This window comes from Hyphomicrobiales bacterium, assembly GCA_017642935.1.
In the GTDB taxonomy this organism is placed as follows: Bacteria; Pseudomonadota; Alphaproteobacteria; order Rhizobiales; family MH13; genus MH13.
On record JAEPOK010000002.1, the window covers coordinates 790,580 to 806,559 of the forward strand.

The 15,980-nt window shown below is 60.6% G+C and carries 15 protein-coding genes and 1 tRNA gene; 6 read left to right on the plus strand and 10 right to left on the minus strand.

The window, feature by feature from the left end; translation table 11 throughout:
• Positions 1–98 precede the first annotated feature (98 nt).
• The 5 genes from puuE (at position 99) to JJ917_13265 (ending at position 3,924) form a co-directional block, all read left to right on the plus strand.
• Positions 99–1,541 (plus strand): allantoinase PuuE, encoded by a 1,443-nt coding sequence (puuE, locus tag JJ917_13245; GenBank protein MBO6699790.1) that lies wholly within the window; start codon positions 99–101, stop codon positions 1,539–1,541.
• Positions 1,538–2,428 carry a (S)-ureidoglycine aminohydrolase gene (locus tag JJ917_13250; GenBank protein ID MBO6699791.1) on the plus strand — a complete coding sequence of 297 codons (891 nt, stop codon included), beginning with the start codon at positions 1,538–1,540 and terminating at the stop codon, positions 2,426–2,428. The genes puuE and JJ917_13250 overlap by 4 nt, the downstream gene beginning before the upstream one ends.
• Positions 2,425–2,919, plus strand: a complete 495-nt coding sequence (locus JJ917_13255; GenBank protein ID MBO6699792.1) for an ureidoglycolate lyase — start codon at positions 2,425–2,427, stop codon at positions 2,917–2,919. Before JJ917_13250 ends, JJ917_13255 begins: the two co-directional genes overlap by 4 nt.
• Before the next feature lie 164 nt (positions 2,920–3,083).
• On the plus strand, positions 3,084–3,380 hold the full coding sequence (locus tag JJ917_13260) for a hypothetical protein (protein ID MBO6699793.1): 297 nt from the start codon (positions 3,084–3,086) through the stop codon (positions 3,378–3,380).
• Between the two features lie 199 nt (positions 3,381–3,579).
• On the plus strand, positions 3,580–3,924 hold the full coding sequence (locus JJ917_13265) for a hypothetical protein (protein MBO6699794.1): 345 nt from the start codon (positions 3,580–3,582) through the stop codon (positions 3,922–3,924).
• A gap of 47 nt (positions 3,925–3,971) precedes the next feature.
• Here JJ917_13265 and JJ917_13270 read toward each other — a convergent pair whose 3' ends face one another.
• The 10 genes from JJ917_13270 to JJ917_13315 form a co-directional block, all read right to left on the minus strand.
• Entirely contained in the window at positions 3,972–4,964 is a 993-nt protein-coding gene (locus JJ917_13270) for a Gfo/Idh/MocA family oxidoreductase (protein ID MBO6699795.1), read from the minus strand.
• 102 nt (positions 4,965–5,066) lie between these two features.
• The gene (locus tag JJ917_13275; GenBank protein MBO6699796.1) at positions 5,067–5,660 is read right to left on the minus strand and encodes a YdeI/OmpD-associated family protein; all 594 of its coding nucleotides are present in this window, start codon (positions 5,658–5,660) and stop codon (positions 5,067–5,069) included.
• 7 nt (positions 5,661–5,667) lie between these two features.
• On the minus strand, positions 5,668–6,963 hold the full coding sequence (guaD, locus tag JJ917_13280) for a guanine deaminase (GenBank protein MBO6699797.1): 1,296 nt from the start codon (positions 6,961–6,963) through the stop codon (positions 5,668–5,670).
• The gene (gene xdhC, locus JJ917_13285; protein ID MBO6699798.1) at positions 6,960–7,817 is read right to left on the minus strand and encodes a xanthine dehydrogenase accessory protein XdhC; all 858 of its coding nucleotides are present in this window, start codon (positions 7,815–7,817) and stop codon (positions 6,960–6,962) included. Before xdhC ends, guaD begins: the two co-directional genes overlap by 4 nt.
• 22 nt (positions 7,818–7,839) lie before the next feature.
• Positions 7,840–10,257, minus strand: a complete 2,418-nt coding sequence (xdhB, locus tag JJ917_13290; protein ID MBO6699799.1) for a xanthine dehydrogenase molybdopterin binding subunit — start codon at positions 10,255–10,257, stop codon at positions 7,840–7,842.
• Entirely contained in the window at positions 10,254–11,726 is a 1,473-nt protein-coding gene (gene xdhA, locus JJ917_13295; protein MBO6699800.1) for a xanthine dehydrogenase small subunit, read from the minus strand. The genes xdhB and xdhA overlap by 4 nt, the downstream gene beginning before the upstream one ends.
• A 435-nt stretch (positions 11,727–12,161) precedes the next feature.
• Positions 12,162–12,238, minus strand: a tRNA-Arg gene (locus JJ917_13300).
• Positions 12,239–12,269: 31 nt separating this feature from the next.
• Positions 12,270–13,031, minus strand: a complete 762-nt coding sequence (locus tag JJ917_13305) for an ABC transporter permease (protein ID MBO6699801.1) — start codon at positions 13,029–13,031, stop codon at positions 12,270–12,272.
• Entirely contained in the window at positions 13,031–14,011 is a 981-nt protein-coding gene (locus JJ917_13310) for an ABC transporter ATP-binding protein (protein MBO6699802.1), read from the minus strand. The genes JJ917_13305 and JJ917_13310 overlap by 1 nt, the downstream gene beginning before the upstream one ends.
• A gap of 68 nt (positions 14,012–14,079) precedes the next feature.
• Positions 14,080–14,823, minus strand: coding sequence for a DUF2306 domain-containing protein (locus JJ917_13315; protein MBO6699803.1), 744 nt, complete (start codon positions 14,821–14,823; stop codon positions 14,080–14,082).
• A gap of 200 nt (positions 14,824–15,023) precedes the next feature.
• Here JJ917_13315 and JJ917_13320 point away from each other — a divergent pair, with 200 nt between their 5' ends.
• Positions 15,024–15,968 (plus strand): thermonuclease family protein, encoded by a 945-nt coding sequence (locus JJ917_13320; protein ID MBO6699804.1) that lies wholly within the window; start codon positions 15,024–15,026, stop codon positions 15,966–15,968.
• The last annotated feature ends 12 nt before the right edge of the window (positions 15,969–15,980 follow it).

Below are 15,980 nucleotides of genomic sequence, written 5' to 3' on the forward strand. Positions count from 1 at the left end.
GTTGGTCTCGCTGTCTGCCCAAAGTGTATGCAGGTGCAAGCTGCTTGCCTTGCGCCCCGGAGTACCGCCTGATGACACCCCCACGCTATCCCCGCGACATGATCGGTTACGGCGCTAATCCGCCTGATCCGCAATGGCCGAACCCGAGGGGTGATGGACCGGCGAAGATCGCTGTTCAGATCGTGCTCAATTACGAAGAGGGCGGGGAGAACGCGACCATCCATGGCGATGCGGGTTCGGAGGCGTTTCTATCGGAAATCGTTGGGGCGGCGTCCTGGGAAGGCCAGCGCCACTGGAACATGGAGTCGATCTACGAATATGGCGCGCGCGCCGGGTTCTGGCGGCTGCATCGTCTGTTCACCGGCATGGACATTCCGCTGACCGTCTATGGCGTGGCGACCGCGCTAGCCCGCTCGCCCGAACAGGTCGAGGCGATGAAGACCGCCGATTGGGAGATTGCCAGCCACGGCCTGAAATGGATCGAGTACAAGGATTTTTCGCGCAAGGACGAGCGCAAGCATATGGAAGAGGCGATTGCGCTCCATACCGAGGTCGTCGGTGAGCGCCCGCGCGGCTGGTACACCGGGCGCACGAGCATGCAGACGGTCGAGCTGGCAGCCGAAGAGGGCGGTTTTGATTATGTCGCCGACAGCTATGCCGACGATCTTCCCTATTGGGTTGAAGTTGGCGGGCACGACCAGCTGGTTGTGCCTTATGCGCTGGATGCCAACGATATGCGCTTTGCCACGCCGCAGGGGTTCAATTCCGGCGACCAGTTCTTTGCCTATCTAACCGACAGCTTCGATGCGCTTTATGCCGAGGGTGAGGCGGGCGCGCCCAAGATGATGTCCATCGGGCTGCACTGTCGTTTGGCCGGACGCCCAGGGCGGATCATGGCGCTGAAACGGTTCCTGGAGCATGCCATGGGACATGACGGGGTGTGGTTTGCCAAGAGGATTGAGATCGCCGAGCATTGGGCTTCTCTTTTCCCGCCGTCGCTCCGTTCCTCCGGAACGACCGCTCAGGCGCGGGAGCCCTCAAAAATGAAAAAAGACGAGTTCATCGACACGTTTGGTGGCGTTTTCGAGCATTCGTCCTGGGTCGCCAAGCGCGCCTACAAGCTGGAGCTTGGTCCGGCGCATGACAGTGCTGCCGGGGTGCACAGCGCCCTTTGCCGCGCGTTTCGGGCGGCCAGTAAGGAAGAGCGGCTGGGCGTGCTGACCGCCCACCCTGACTTGGCCGGCAAACTGGCGCAGGCCGAACGGCTGACCGAAGCCTCCACCGCTGAGCAGGCATCGGCGGGCCTTGATGCGCTGACGGATGACGAGCGTCGCACGTTCGAGCGCCTCAATGAAAGCTACACCGGGCGCTTCGGCTTTCCCTTCATCATCGCGGTGAAGGACAACACCAAAGCGTCGATCCTTTCGGCCTTTGAGCGCCGCCTCGACAATGATCGCGACACCGAGTTCGCCGAGGCCTGCGCCCAAGTGGAGCGCATTGCGCGGCTGCGACTCGATGCCATGTTCGCGGAGGCCTTATGAGCTATCCGACGGATCTGGGTGGGCTGCCGCCCCAAAGCGCGCTGATGACCGGCCGGGCGGTCTTCACCGAGGCTTATGCGGTGATCCCCAAGGGCGTCATGCGCGACATCGTCACCAGCCCGCTGCCCAATTGGGAAAAGACCCGCAATTGGACCATCGCCAGGCCACTCTCGGGCTTTGCTGAAACCTTCGCGCATCTCATTATGGAAGTCGCGCCGGGTGGCGGTTCGCAAAAGCCCGAACCCGATCCGATGGCCGAAGGCGTTGTGTTCGTGGTTGGTGGCGCGGTGCGGCTTACGGTCGAGGCTGGCGCCGCCAAAGCCAATCTCGGGTTCACGGCCACTCAAGCGTCCGGGTTTGACGGCATTGATCAGGTGCTTGAGCCGGGCGGCTATGCCTATCTGCCGGCGGGTTGTGCCTGGTCGCTGGCCAACGAAAGCGAAGCTCCGGCGACCTTCCACTGGATCCGCAAGGCCTATGAGGCGGTGGATGGGATCGACGCGCCGAAGCCGTTTGTCACGTCCGATCAGGAGCAACCGATCAACTGGATGCCGGAGACGCAGGAGCGCTGGGGCACGACGCGTTTCGTCGACCCAGACGATCTGGCGCACGACATGCACGTCAACATCGTGACGTTCGAGCCCGGCGGCAGTATCCCGTTTGAAGAGACCCACGTCATGGAGCACGGTCTTTATGTGCTGGAGGGCAAGGCCGTTTATAAGCTCAACCAAGACTGGGTGGAGGTGGAGGCCGGCGACTTTATGTGGCTGCGCGCCTTCTGTCCGCAGGCCTGTTATGCTGGTGGCCCAGGGCGGTTTCGCTACCTGCTCTACAAGGACATGAACCGGCTTCCGCGTCTTGGACGACCGGGCGCCTTCCTGCGATGAGCCGTATCATTGCCCGTCCGCTAACCGCTGAGGCGTTTGAACCGTTTGGCGATGTGCTCTCGGTCGAGGGCGATCCGGACAAACTGATCAATCAGGGCCTGTGCGGGCGCTATCATGACCGGGCCAAATTGGACTTTGGCAAGGACGGCCGGCCGGGTATCAGCCTGTTCAAAGCAGAGCTTCGTACGCTGCCGTACACGCTCGACATGATGGAGCGGCACCCGGAGGGATCACAGGCCTTTTTGCCGATGGATGTGCACCCTTTTTTGGTGATCGTTGCCGAAGATGCGGATGGCAAGCCAGGCACGCCGCACGCCTTTTTGACTCACACCGGTGAGGGCATCAATTTCCATCGTGGCACCTGGCACGGCGTGCTGACGCCGCTGGCGGGCAATGGGCTCTTTGCTGTCGTGGACCGGGTTGGTGACACGCCAAACCTGGAAGAGCATTGGTTCGACACGCCCTATGAGGTGGTGGGCCAGAGTTTCTAGGATCGCCATCGGTCATCTCTGTGCTTGTCACAGAGATCCATTCCAATGCAGGTTCGGCAATTGAAGCGGTGACGGTGAAGCCTCAGGCATGGATTCCTGTGACGAGCACAGGAATGACGGCAGGGGCGAAAGTCTGTCGCCAACCCAAGCCAAGGGGATAGGACATGTCCGAAAAAATCGCTGTCGAAAACGTCAACGTGCCCGGCCATGTCACCAATGTGGACGCCGCCAAATATCACGCGATGAAGGAGGCGCTGCTGGCCGTTCTGCCTGCTGAGGAACCTGGCATGGTGGTGAAGGATGCACTGACCGCGCTTAAACCCAACTTGCCGCAAGACCTGTTTCCGGAAGGCAAGACGTCGGGCTGGTGGCAGAAATGCGTGCAGCTCGATCTGGAAGCCAAGGGCTTGGTGCGGCGCCTGCCAACCAAGCCGATGCGGCTTATAAAACTTCGACCGTGAAGACGGCGACTGGCGACGTCGTGCTGGCTAGATCGAGATGACATTTCCCGAACCCCGGGGCGCCTGAGTCTGCGACTTTTGGTTGTTTGGGCGCTTTAGTGCCCGCGAAAGCTTTACACGCAACTACCGCGTCGGTAACCTTCGACAGGACCTGTTTCACCCTGGGGGGCGTGAACAGGCGTCTGCTGGGTTTCCCACTTTGACGACCTCATATTTGTTCTCTGGTCAGGTTTGCCAGCCTGCCGTCGAATTGGGCGCCCTCTCTCATCAAACCATCTGCACTAAGGCTGTCATCGATGTGGACCTGTTGTCCATGGGGATTGCACACGGCTGTCGTTCTTTGACGACAGGCGCGAGCCTGACCGTCGAGGTCATAGTTGCCAGGCCACTGTGGGTGATCGGCGACGTCGCTTTTGGTGCGTTGGATCGGCAGGCTACCAAGTTCTGGAATCTGGCTGGGCTGACCTTTGACACTTCCCTGGAAGGGGTTTGTCGAGCCAGTAAACTGACCTGCGCCTCTCTGGAGATGCAGGTCTTTTTTTAAGTGCACAGCAAGGCTGTTGGGTGGCGCCTGGTGTCCTGATCCTGGCGCTAGGCTTCTTTGGCCTTGGCAAAAACCGCGTCGATCATCGCCTGCGTGCCGCGCGCGTCTTCCAGGGTCCAGGGATAGTCGGCCCCCTCGCGCACCGTGCGGCAGAAAGCCTCGACCTGATCGACATAATGGTTGGCGGCGGCGAACCGTTCGGTTGTGATCGAGGCGCCATGACCATTGTTCACATTGTGGTGCAGCTCCAGGACTGCCGGGCCATAGAGGTTGGCGTTGAAGGGCGCGGTGAGCTTGAGCACGCCGTCGTCGCCCATGAAGATCATCTCTTGAAACGGATGCATCCGCATGGAGTTGATCCAGTGGGCCGAGAACCCTTCAAATCGGGCCGAGACGCGCGCCAGAACATCGACGCCGTTCTCATACTCCACATCGGCGTGGGTGATGGCGGTCGGTTCCTGGCCGGTCATCCAGCGTGTCGCGCCATAGGTGTAGACGCCGATGTCGGGAATGCCGCCGCCGCCGGTTTCCGGGCGGTTGCGGACATTGTCCGGATCGGCGGCATTGTCATAGCTGAACAGCCCCTCGACATGAATCAGTTTGCCGATGGCGCCACCCTGATAAAGCTCCCGTGCCCGCTGCCACTGGGCGTGGTGCACGATCATATAGGCTTCGGTGGCAAACAGGCCCGCGGCGTCGCGCGCCGCGATCAGCTCGTCGATTTCCGACGCTTGCATGGCAATCGGCTTTTCGGTCAGCACATGCTTGCCGGCGGCCAGTGCTTTCTTGGTCCACTCCACATGCAGATGGTTGGGCAGAGGTATGTAGACCGCTTCGATGTCCGGGTCGGCCAGGAGCGCATTATAGCTGGAATGAACGCGCAGGTTTGGGTTGAAGGCCGTGAAGCCTGCGGCCTTTTCGGCGCTGGAGGTGGCTAGCGCTGCAAAGTCTGCGCCCTCGGCGGCATGGATCGCGCGCGCCATCTGATCGCGAGCAAAATTGGCCGCGCCCAGCACGCCCCAACGGACAGGTTCACTCATCCCACACACTCCCAGCAGTTTTTCGTTGTTGTGTTTTTCATGGTCTTGGGTGTAGCGGAATGCGGGCAGTTGCCGATAGCCCTTGGCGAGATGGTCGCGCGTTCAGCGCTTGAACTGATTGGCGCGATCGTTGGTTTCGGCAAGCCGGGCGGTTTCCTCGATCCGCTTGGCACGGGTTTCGAGCTTCTTGGCCTGCTTGATCCACTCCAGGATGCCGCGTTTGGGCGAGCGAGGAAAGGCGTCGAAATGGGCCTTGGCGCTGGGGTAACGCTCCAGCGCTTCGACCAGGCCAGGCGGTGCAATCAGCGCTTCGACATCGTCTAGGAACTCCCACATGCCGTTCGCTTTTGCCGCTTCGATCTTGGCAAGCCCCGGCGGTTCCATCAGGCCGGCGGCGAGCAGTTTCTCAACGCGGCGCTTGTTACTGGCCGACCAGGCGCTCTTTTCCTTGCGCGGGGCAAGCAGCAGCATGGAGCGCTGCTCGTCCTTGGCGCGGGTGAGGGAATCCACCCAGCCGAAACATAGGCACTCTTCGACCACAGCATCATAATCGACATACCAATCGGCAACGGCCTTCTTGTAGGTGACCAGCCAAATGCTTTCAGATTGCTGGTGATGGGTGGCGAGCCAAGCGCGCAGCTCGACCCGGCTTTTCACCTCAACCTGTTGCAGGTGGTCGGCCGGACGCTTGGTCATCGTGCGTCTAAAGCGCGGATTTCATCGGCAGCCCGGCGACGTAGGTCTCCGCGATCATGCGGTTGTCGGCGAGCGTTTGAAGCAAGAACAGCTCTTCTTCCAACGTTTCCACGCGCTCCATTTTGAGCGCCGAAGTCGGCATCGCCGACGCGTTGAGCACCACCAGATCGGCATCGGTGCCCGGATCGAGGGTTCCGATCTGACGCTCCATGCTGAGCGCCTCGGCGTTGCCGCGCGTCATGGCGTAGAAGGTCTGGAGCGGGTGCATCCGGTCGCCTTGAAGCTGGGCAACCTTGTAGCCGACATCCATGGTGCGCAGCATGGAATAGCTGGTGCCGCCGCCAATGTCGGTGGCGTATGCGATGCGGATGCCGTCTTCTTGCAGGACCTTGTGGCGGAACAGCCCTGATCCGAGAAAAAGGTTCGATGTCGGGCAGGACACGGCCACCGCCCCGGCCTCAGCCATGGCGGCGCGTTCGCGCGGTTTCAAATGGATGCAGTGGCCATAAAGCGCGCGGTCATTGAGCAGGCCGAAGCGCTCGTAAACAGCCGTGTAATCCTCATCGTCCGGGTAAAGCTCGGCGACGCGCGCGATCTCACCGTCATTTTCCGACAGATGCGACTGGATCAGGCAACTTGGGTGCTCGCGGGCGAGCGTGCCGGCCGCTTCCAACTGCTCCGGCGTGGACGTGATCGCAAAGCGTGGTGTGATCGCGTAGGTGGCACGACCCTTGCCGTGCCAGCGTTCGATCAGCGCCTTCGTGTCATCATAGGAGGACTGCGCGGTATCGGTGAGCGCGTCCGGCGCCTCGCGATCCATCATCACCTTGCCACCGGCCATCGCCATGTTGCGCTTGGCGGCAGCGGCAAAGAAGGCTTCGGCGCTGCCCGGATGCACCGAGCAAAAGGCGACAGCGGTCGTCGTGCCATAGCGGATCAGCTCGTCCATGAAGAGGTCGGCGATACGTTCGGCATGGGCCTGATCGGCAAAGCGCTGTTCTTCAATGAAGGTGTAGCGGTTCAGCCATTCCAACAGGCTGCCGGCGTATGACCCGACGACCTGCATTTGCGGGTAATGAATGTGCGGATCGATGAACCCCGGCAGGATCAGATGCGGGCGGTGATCGATGACCTCGACCTCCGGATGCGCCGTTTTCAGCGCAGCGAAGGGGCCATTGGCGATGATCCTGCCGTCTTCGATCAACACCGACCCATCACCATCATAGGTGTAGGCTTGGCGATCGTCGCCATTGGCGGGACGGCGATGGAAGGTCAGCGTGCGACCGCGAAGCAGCGACCTCATGCCGACACCGGCTGTGCATCGTGGCGCACGGCTTGGAAAGTGCCGACAGCTTCAATCAATTCAGCGGCGACCATGGCGGCAATCACGGCTGGGCGTTTGTCGTTCAGTTTGGACGCGCCGATGGGCATGGTGAGGCGATCCATACCATCGAGGCTGCCGGTTTCCTGCTCCAACCAGCGCGCAAAGGTGGCGCGTTTGGTCTTGGAACCAATCATGCCGACGTAGGCCACATCTTGGGCGGATTGTTCGCGGGCGAGCGCCTCGCGCGTCAGAAGAAAATCAAGGGCATGGTCATGGGTCAGCATGACGAAGGCGCTGCCAGGGGCGGCGGCGCGAATGTGCGTTTCCGGCAAGGGGGTCAGATCCTGATCAATGGCTGGATCGGCCAACGCAAGCTCATCCTCGCGGCTGTCGATCAGCAGACTGTTCACAGGCAGGGGCACAAGCGCGTGGGCCAATGCTCTGCCCACATGACCTGCACCGAAGATGTAAACGGAAGGTTGCTTTTCCTTAGCCACCTTAACATTTGACGTTAGGTCTTCCGCCGTCTGGGCGTCGCACTTAGACAAAAGGAGCATAACCCGGCCGCCGCAACACTGGCCGATTTCCGGTCCGAGCGGAATGGTCAGGCGTCGTGACGGTTCACCGGATTTGAGCATCGCGCGCGCGGCGTCGATGGCCATGTATTCCAGCTGACCGCCGCCGATTGTGCCGAGCACGGCTGTCGCCGAGACCAGCATCTGCGTGCCTTGAATGCGAGGGGTCGAGCCCTTGGCGTCATCGACTGTGACAAGAATGGCGGGCGCAGCCTGCACGAAACGCCCGATGGCATGCGGATCTGAGGTATCAAGCATAGACGTGCTCCGGAGGAACGGGCTATGCCCCCGCGTTCAACCGTTCCACCGCCATCAGAATACGTTCAGGCGTACAGGGCGTGTCAAGGCGCGGGCACTCGGCATAGTTACCCACCGATGCCACTGCCATGGACAGCGCCTCGACAACGCTGGCGGCGAGCATAAAGGGCGGCTCGCCCACAGCTTTGGAGCGACGAATGGTGCGCTCCTTGTTGGTCGACCAACTGACCAGCTTGGTGTTGAAGATCGCCGGGCGATCCGAGGCCAACGGGATCTTGTAGGTCGATGGTGCGTGGGTGCGAAGCTGGCCCTTATCGTCCCACCAAAGCTCTTCGGTGGTCAGCCACCCCATGCCCTGGATGAACGCGCCTTCGACCTGACCGATATCGATGGCGGGGTTCAGCGACTTGCCGACATCGTGCAGAAGATCGGTGCGATCGACGTGGTACTCGCCGGTCAACGTGTCGATGGAGACCTCCGACACCGCGGCGCCATAGGCAAAGTAGAAGAACGGGTTGCCCTGGCCGGTATCCCGATTCCAGTGAATGCCCGGCGTTTTATAAAAGCCAGCCGCCGACAGGTGGATGCGGTTCATATAGGCCTGATCGACCAGATCGGGGAACGGAATACGCTGGTTGCCGACCCTTACCACGTTGGCCTCAAACACCACCTGCTCGCGGCTGACCTGATACTCCTCGCAGGCAAAATCGATCAGCCGGTCTTTGATTTGGTTGGCAGCGTTGTCAGCCGCCATGCCGTTGAGATCCGAGCCGGACGAGGCGGCTGTCGCCGACGTGTTGGGCACTTTTTCGGTGGTGGTCGCGGTGATCTTCACCTTGTCCACATCGATCTGAAACGTGTCGGCGACGACTTGGGCGACTTTTGTGTTGAGCCCCTGGCCCATCTCCGTGCCGCCATGGTTGAGATGCACCGAACCGTCGCGATACACATGCACCAGCGCGCCTGCCTGATTGTACCAGGTGGCGGTAAAGGAGATACCGAACTTCACGGGCGTCAGCGCGATGCCCATTTTGATGATCGGGCTGGTTTCGTTGAACGCCAGGATCGATTCACGCCGGGCTTGATAGGCGCACGCCTCTTCCAACTCATCAACGACGCGGTGGATGATGTTGTCGGTCACCTTCTGGTGGTAGGGCGTCACCGTGCGGGCGTTTTCCTCGCCTTCACGGTCGTAGAAATTGATCCGCCGCACCTCCAGCGGGTCCTTGCCGAGCTTGTAGGCGATCTCTTCCATAATCCGTTCAGCAACGATCAGCCCCTGTGGGCCGCCAAAACCGCGAAAAGCCGTGTTGGAGACGGTGTTGGTCTTGATCGGCTGCGACTGCAACAGGACGTGCGGGTAGTAGTAGGCGTTGTCGGCGTGAAAAAGCGCGCGGTCAGTGACCGGGCCGGACAGATCCGCCGAAAACCCGCAGCGCGCGGCAAAGGTACCGGAGACCGCTTCGATGCGGCCGTCATCGTCATAGCCAACATCGTAATCGACCACGAAATCATGCCGTTTGCCGGTGGTGATCATGTCATCGTCGCGGTCGGGACGGATTTTCACCGGTTTACCGAACTTTTTGGCCGCGACAGCCGCCACCACCGCGAACTGGTTGGACTGGGTTTCCTTGCCGCCGAAGCCGCCGCCCATACGCCGCACATTGACGGTGACCGCCGCCGAGGGCACGCCGAGCACATGGCCGACCATATGCTGCACTTCGCTAGGGTGCTGGGTGGAGGAAAAGACGGTCATGTCATCGTCCTCACCGGGAATGGCGAGCGCGATATGCCCTTCCAGATACATATGGTCCTGGCCACCGATCTCATAGCGTCCTTGCAGGCGGTTGGTGGCCGATTCCAGCGCGCTTGCCGCATCGCCGCGCTTCAAGGTCAGCGGTTTGGTGACATTGGGGTAGTTCGCTTCGCGCGCTTCCTCGACGGTGCGGGCGAAGGGACGCTCCCCATACTCCACCTTTGCCTTTTGGGCGGCGGCGCGGGCGAACTCACGGCTGGTCGCGACAACGGCGAACATGGCCTGGCCATAGAAGTGGACCTCGCCATCGGCCAAGACTGGTTCGTCGTGCAGATGGGTTGGCGAAATGTCGTTGGAGGCCGGCATATCGCGGCTCGTTAGCACCCCGACCACGCCCGGGCTGGAGCGCACGGCAGAGAGGTCCATCGCCTCGATGGTGCCATTGGCGCAGGTGGAGAGGCCGAGATAGGCGTGCAGCGTGCTTGCGGGCGTTTCGATATCGTCGGTGTAGATCGCTTGGCCGGTGACGTGCTTGTGGCCGGAATCATGCTTGATCGGTTGGTGGACGCCGCCTTTGATGGGTAGAGGCGTCGCGTCGGTGCGGACAGGGTCATCCTGTTTGGCGCGCACGCGCGGAGGAACGGCGTCGGGTCCGGTCTCCGATGGGACGCTGTGCTCGTTCATGCCGCGACCTCACGGTTCAAACGCACCGGATGGTCCTGTTTGGCGTGCTCCAGATAGAAGCGGGTGAGAAGATTTTCAGCGGCTTTCAGGCGATAGTCTGCCGTGGCGCGCCAATCGGTAAGTGGCTGATAATCTTTGGAAAACTCGGCCTTCGCGGCGTCGATTGTGGCCCTGTTCCAGAGTTTGCCGACAAGCGCCAGCTCCACATGTTTGGCCCGCGCTGGGGTCCCTGCCATTCCGCCAAACGCAACGCGCGCTGAGGATACCGTGCCGTTGGCCACGGTGAGCGAGAACGCGCCGCAGAGCGCAGAAATATCTTCATCGCGGCGCTTGGAAATCTTGTAGACGGCGTTGAGCGAGCTTTCCGGCGGCTTTGGCAGCGTCAGGCTTTCGACAAATTCATCCGGACGGCGATCCTGCTTGCCGTAGGTCAAGAAAAAATCCTCCAACGGCAGCGTCCGCGTGCCGGATTTGGAGCGTAGCGTTAGCGTCGCGCCGAGCGCGATGAAGGCTGGTGGCGTATCCCCGATGGGCGAGCCGTTGGCGATGTTGCCGCCGAGCGTGCCCATGTTCCGTACCTGCTCGCCGCCAATACGCCACCAGAGCTCTTCCATGTGCGGGAAATGGTCCTGCAGCACAGGCACAAAGGCGGAGTAGCTCACGCCCGCGCCGATGGTCACTGCGTCATCGACTACTGTGATGCTTTGCAACGCGTTCAGGCCGCCGACAAAGATCACCGGTGAAATGGCGCGGTGATCCTTGTTCACCCAAAGCCCGACATCGGTCGCGCCAGCCACGATGGTCGCATCAGGGTGTTCAGCCAAAAGGTCAGCAAGGTGCTCCGGCGTTTGCGGGATAAAAAACCGTTCTGAGCCAGCTTCGCTCGTCGCGCTGATATCGACCAGATGATCGTCGGCCCAGGCGGTCAGCTGTTCGGTGATGCGTTCACGCTGGGTTGTCAGCACGTCCTCGGCGACTGACCCGTAAGTGGAGATCGCCTTGGCGGCTTTGATGATCGGCTCATAGCCCGTGCAACGGCAGAGGTTGCCTTGAATCGCGGTTTCGATTTGCGCTTCGGAGGGCGTTGGATTGGCCATCCAGAGCGCGTAAAGGCTCATCACGATGCCCGGCGTGCAGAAACCGCATTGCGATCCGTGAAAATCGACCATGGCCTGCTGCACGGGATGCAGCGCCCCGCCTTGCGCCAGGCTTTCCACCGTCACCACATGGCAACCATCCAGTGAGCCTAGAAAACGGATGCAGGCATTGAGGCTTTGATACGCCAGGCCGTCTGGTCCAAGCCGTCCCACTAGCACCGTGCAGGCGCCGCAATCGCCTTCGTTGCAGCCCTCTTTGGTGCCGGTCAGTCTGCGCTCCAACCGCAGAAAGTCAAGCAGCGTTGTCGTTGCGCGCACATCATCGCGCTTGACCAGCTGATCGTTGAGCAGAAAGCGGATGGATTTGCGAATTGCCATGAAACCTCAAGGGGATGCGTCGAACCGGCTGACATATAAGGCTATCGGCATGCAAACGCGCAATCCATAGGCGTGCGAAAAGTTTGGGCGTTGCTGCCTGTTTGGCCATCGTCTTGTGGCGCTATGGCTGGATCGAGTCCGAGGGTGATCGGCTCGATACGCATTGCATTCGCCCACTTTGTGATGTCATCCCGGCCGAGCTTTGCGAGAGCCGGGATCGCCGGTACACGGACGGTTGCGATCCCGGATAGCCCTCTGGGCTTCCGGGATGACATTGAAGAATACGGGTGGCCAGCAGGTTTGATGCTCTCATCGCTTCTCACGAAACGACTGCCGCACCTTCCGCGTTTGGCTTTCGCCAAACCTTGGCACTCTCGGCGATTGCTGCGCATTCGCCTGCCATGCCGACGGCTTTGCATCGCAAAGCCTTGGTGACCCCGACTGGATTCGAACCAGTGGCCCCCAGATTAGGAATCTGGTGCTCTATCCAACTGAGCTACGGGGCCCACCATGACTGTCCTTATCGGCTAAGTCTTATCAGCTTTTCAAGCGATAGCCGGTTTTGAAGATCCACCAGATGATGGTGATGCACACCGCAGTGAACAGCGCGATGGCCGCCAGCGAGACACCGATCGCCACATCGGCGGTTCCGAAGAAGCTCCAGCGGAACGCCGAGATCAGATACACCACCGGGTTGAACAGCGAGACCGTCTGCCAGAACGGCGGCAGCATGGTGATCGAGTAGAAACTGCCGCCCAAAAACACCAACGGCGTGATGATCAGCAGCGGCACCAGTTGCAACTGCTCAAAGCTCTGCGCCCAGATGCCGATGATGAAACCGAACAGAGAGAAGGCAAAGCAGATCGTCACCAGGAGAAACACCATGGCGATGGGATGCGCGATCTGGATGTCGATGAAGAAGGCCGCTGTGATCATGATGATCACGCCGATGATCAGCGATTTGGTCGCGGCTGCGCCGACATAGCCAGCCACCACTTCGACCACGCCGACCGGGGCCGACAGCACCTCGTAGATCGAGCCGATGAATTTGGGGAAATAGATGCCGAAGGCAGCGTTGGTGATGCCCTGGGTCATGACGGTGAGCATGATGAGACCAGGCACGATAAAGGCGCCATAGCTGACGCCCTCTACCGATTCGATGCGGCTGCCGATGGCGGCGCCGAACACCACGAAATAGAGCGAGGTGGAGATCACCGGAGAGATGATCGACTGCAATGCGGTGCGAAAAGCGCGTGCCATTTCATATTTGAAGATGGCGACAATGGCGAAGAAATTGATCATGCCGCTTCTCCCGCATCTGTCGCTTGCTGGCCGTTCACATCGTCCTCGACGAGGCTGACGAAAATTTCTTCGAGCGAGCTTTGGGCGGTATGAATGTCCCGCACGGCAAGGCCGGCGGCATTCACGTCGCGCAGCAAGGCTCCAATACCGGTGCGATCGGCACGGGTGTCATAGGTGTAGGTGGCGCTCATGCCATCTTCGCTCAGCACCAGATCGTAAGGTGCGAGCCCGTCCGGCACCGGATCGAGTTTTTTGTCGAAATCGATCGTCAGGCTGCGCTTGCCCATCCGCTCGATCAACGCGCTTTTCTCATCAACCAGCAGAATGCGACCTTTGGAGATGATCGCCACACGATCGGCGATCGCCTCGGCTTCCTCAATGTAATGGGTGGTCAGAATGATGGTGACACCGGCCTCTTTGAGGTCGCTGACCACTGACCACATGTCCTTGCGCAGTTCGACATCGACGCCAGCGGTCGGTTCATCGAGAAACAGCACCTGCGGCTCGTGTGCCATTGCCTTAGCGATCAGCACGCGGCGCTTCATGCCGCCGGATAGTTCTTTGATCTGCGTGTCTTTTTTGTCCCAGAGGCTGAGCTTTTTCAGCGTCTCTTCCATCAGCGCCGGATTGGCGCCAAGGCCGAACAGACCGCGCGAAAACCGCATCGTGTTGAGCACAGTCTCGAAGGGTTCCAGCGTGATTTCTTGCGGCACAAGACCAATCAGGCGCCGGGTTTTGCCGGGCTCGGCGAGAATGTCATGGCCACCGACGGTGATCGATCCGCCGGTTGGCACGGTGATCCCGCAAATGGCAGAAATCAGTGTGGTTTTGCCGGCCCCGTTCGGTCCGAGAAGCGCAAGAATCTCGCCCTTCTCGATCGTCAGATCGACGTTCTTTAGGGCTTCGAAGCCGCTGCCATAGGTTTTTTGCAGGCCGTCGATGGAGATCATCGGTCCTGCGGAAGTCGCTTGGGTCATGGAAATCACGATTCTTTGGTTGGCCTGTGGATGTAGGACGAAGTGCGTGGCTTGGAAACAGGTGGTGGTCAGAATGCTGACAGGCGGCGCGGTCTGTTGGGCGCAGGACGATGGTTGCGCAGATGGGTTTCGGCAACGCTGAGATTGATCGCCCAGCCAAGCGTGATCATCAGCGTCACCATGCTGGGGGTCAGTTCGCCAAGAGCCAGAAAGGTTAGGAAGAGGAGGATCGCCTGCGTGCTTTCGCTCAACCCAATCGCATAGGCGCGGGTCATCCAGGTGCGGTGGGCGTGCACGCGGCGCGACGCGATGGCAAACAGCGCGATCAGGATGGAGGCAAGCATGGTCGAGCCGACAACCATGCGCATGCCGGTGCGAGCCGGTACAGAGGGGTCCGCGGCGTGGAGTGATAGTGTCAGCCATAGTCCCGACAAAGCAGCGACCAGGCCGCTGATCGCGACCGCCTTGCCGATCAGGCGGTGCAAATCCGGCCGCTTGGCGAGCAGCGGGGATGAGAACAACAGTGCACCCAGGCCGCTGAACAGCGGCGCGGACGTCACATGCAACACCAGCGGCAAGGGCTCGGCGATGAACGTGCGGGTCTTGGCATCAAGCGACGACGTCAGGGGTGTTTCCGCCAACCAGGTGAGGCGAAAGAAGGCAAAGGCCAGTGGGATCACGGCCAGGGTCGAAAGCCCTAACGTTGTGCGGTGCTTGATGAGCCAGGACAGGCGGTCTGACGGGATGCTGCTGGAAAACGAGCGGTGGGCGGTTGGGCTGGTGAGCTGATGGGGGGTGATGAGGCAGGGCATTCTGGTCTCCTGTGGAGCGCCTGCCTACATATTGAAAAAAGTCAGAACCATTGCCGAAATTGCCATTCATTATATGCAAAAATGCATGCTTGAGCGCACTGCCACCTGCCTTACAGTGTTGAAGACGTGCGCTGTGTGTGATCGGCGAGGCGTCCGGTGGGCCGGTATCGGTCAAGAATGCAGACGGAGAGATTGAGAGTTTGAGCCAGGGCCATCGACATCTGCTGACACGGCGAAAGCTGTTGGCGGCTGCGCTGCCTCTGACCTCAGGGTTTGTTGGTGGGCTTGCCTTTGCGCCGCAAACTGGGTCTGGTGTCTGGCGCGTGCCATTCGCCGCCGCTTCGTCTTCGCCAACCCAAGCCTTTATGTCCGACACGCTCCCCCATCCCGACTGGTCCACCTTGGAAGTCGGCCCGCAGGTTCGCATCAAAGCCATTGTCGATGGTGATACGGTGGAGTTGGAACGTGGGCCCGATGTGCGCATGGTCGGCACGCAGGCGCCCAAGCTGCCGTTAGGACGTGATCATGTGGCCGAGTGGCCTTTGGCCCGGGCCGCCAAACGCTTGCTGGAAGAGTTGGTGGATGTCGGCGGGGCTGACGCGCAGCTCTTCTTTGGTGGTCGGCGAGGCGATCGCCACGGGCGGCATCTGGCACACATCGTTCTCAACAATGGCCCCGATGGTCCGATCTGGCTGCAAGGGTCGATGGTGTTGGCCGGGCTCGCCCGTGTCTACACGTTTGCCGACAATCGATCGCTGATCCCAGACCTGTTGCTGCGCGAACATGTCGCGCGCGAACAGCAGCGCGCTGTCTGGGATCATCCCTATTATGCGGTGCGTGATGCCCGCGATGCTGAGGCACTGTTGGAGCGCACCAACCATTTTGAGCTTGTGGAAGGCATTGTTCTCAACGTCGCCGCGCATCGCGCGCGTTGGTACCTTAATTTTGGCGAAACTTGGCGCGAAGACTTCACCGTTACCATTGATCGAGAGCATGATCCGGTGTTTGAGGACAGCAGAGTAGATCTCAATGCCCTGCAGGGCGCGCCGGTTCGGGTGCGCGGTTGGGTGATGGACGATGGCGGGCCGATGATCCGCGTGGATCACCCCGAGGCCATTGAGCGGCTGACGACGGACAACCGCTGAGGCCGAAACGCC

Bases quoted from the DNA above. Each gene is read 5' to 3' on its own strand.
- puuE (MBO6699790.1), top strand. From the start codon at position 99: ATGATCGGTTACGGCGCTAATCCGCCTGATCCGCAATGGCCGAACCCG.
- JJ917_13250 (MBO6699791.1), top strand. From the start codon at position 1,538: ATGAGCTATCCGACGGATCTGGGTGGGCTGCCGCCCCAAAGCGCGCTG.
- JJ917_13255 (MBO6699792.1), top strand. From the start codon at position 2,425: ATGAGCCGTATCATTGCCCGTCCGCTAACCGCTGAGGCGTTTGAACCG.
- JJ917_13260 (MBO6699793.1), top strand. From the start codon at position 3,084: ATGTCCGAAAAAATCGCTGTCGAAAACGTCAACGTGCCCGGCCATGTC.
- JJ917_13270 (MBO6699795.1), bottom strand. From the start codon at position 4,964: ATGAGTGAACCTGTCCGTTGGGGCGTGCTGGGCGCGGCCAATTTTGCT.
- JJ917_13275 (MBO6699796.1), bottom strand. From the start codon at position 5,660: ATGACCAAGCGTCCGGCCGACCACCTGCAACAGGTTGAGGTGAAAAGC.
- guaD (MBO6699797.1), bottom strand. From the start codon at position 6,963: ATGAGGTCGCTGCTTCGCGGTCGCACGCTGACCTTCCATCGCCGTCCC.
- xdhC (MBO6699798.1), bottom strand. From the start codon at position 7,817: ATGCTTGATACCTCAGATCCGCATGCCATCGGGCGTTTCGTGCAGGCT.
- xdhB (MBO6699799.1), bottom strand. From the start codon at position 10,257: ATGAACGAGCACAGCGTCCCATCGGAGACCGGACCCGACGCCGTTCCT.
- JJ917_13310 (MBO6699802.1), bottom strand. From the start codon at position 14,011: ATGACCCAAGCGACTTCCGCAGGACCGATGATCTCCATCGACGGCCTG.
- JJ917_13315 (MBO6699803.1), bottom strand. From the start codon at position 14,823: ATGCCCTGCCTCATCACCCCCCATCAGCTCACCAGCCCAACCGCCCAC.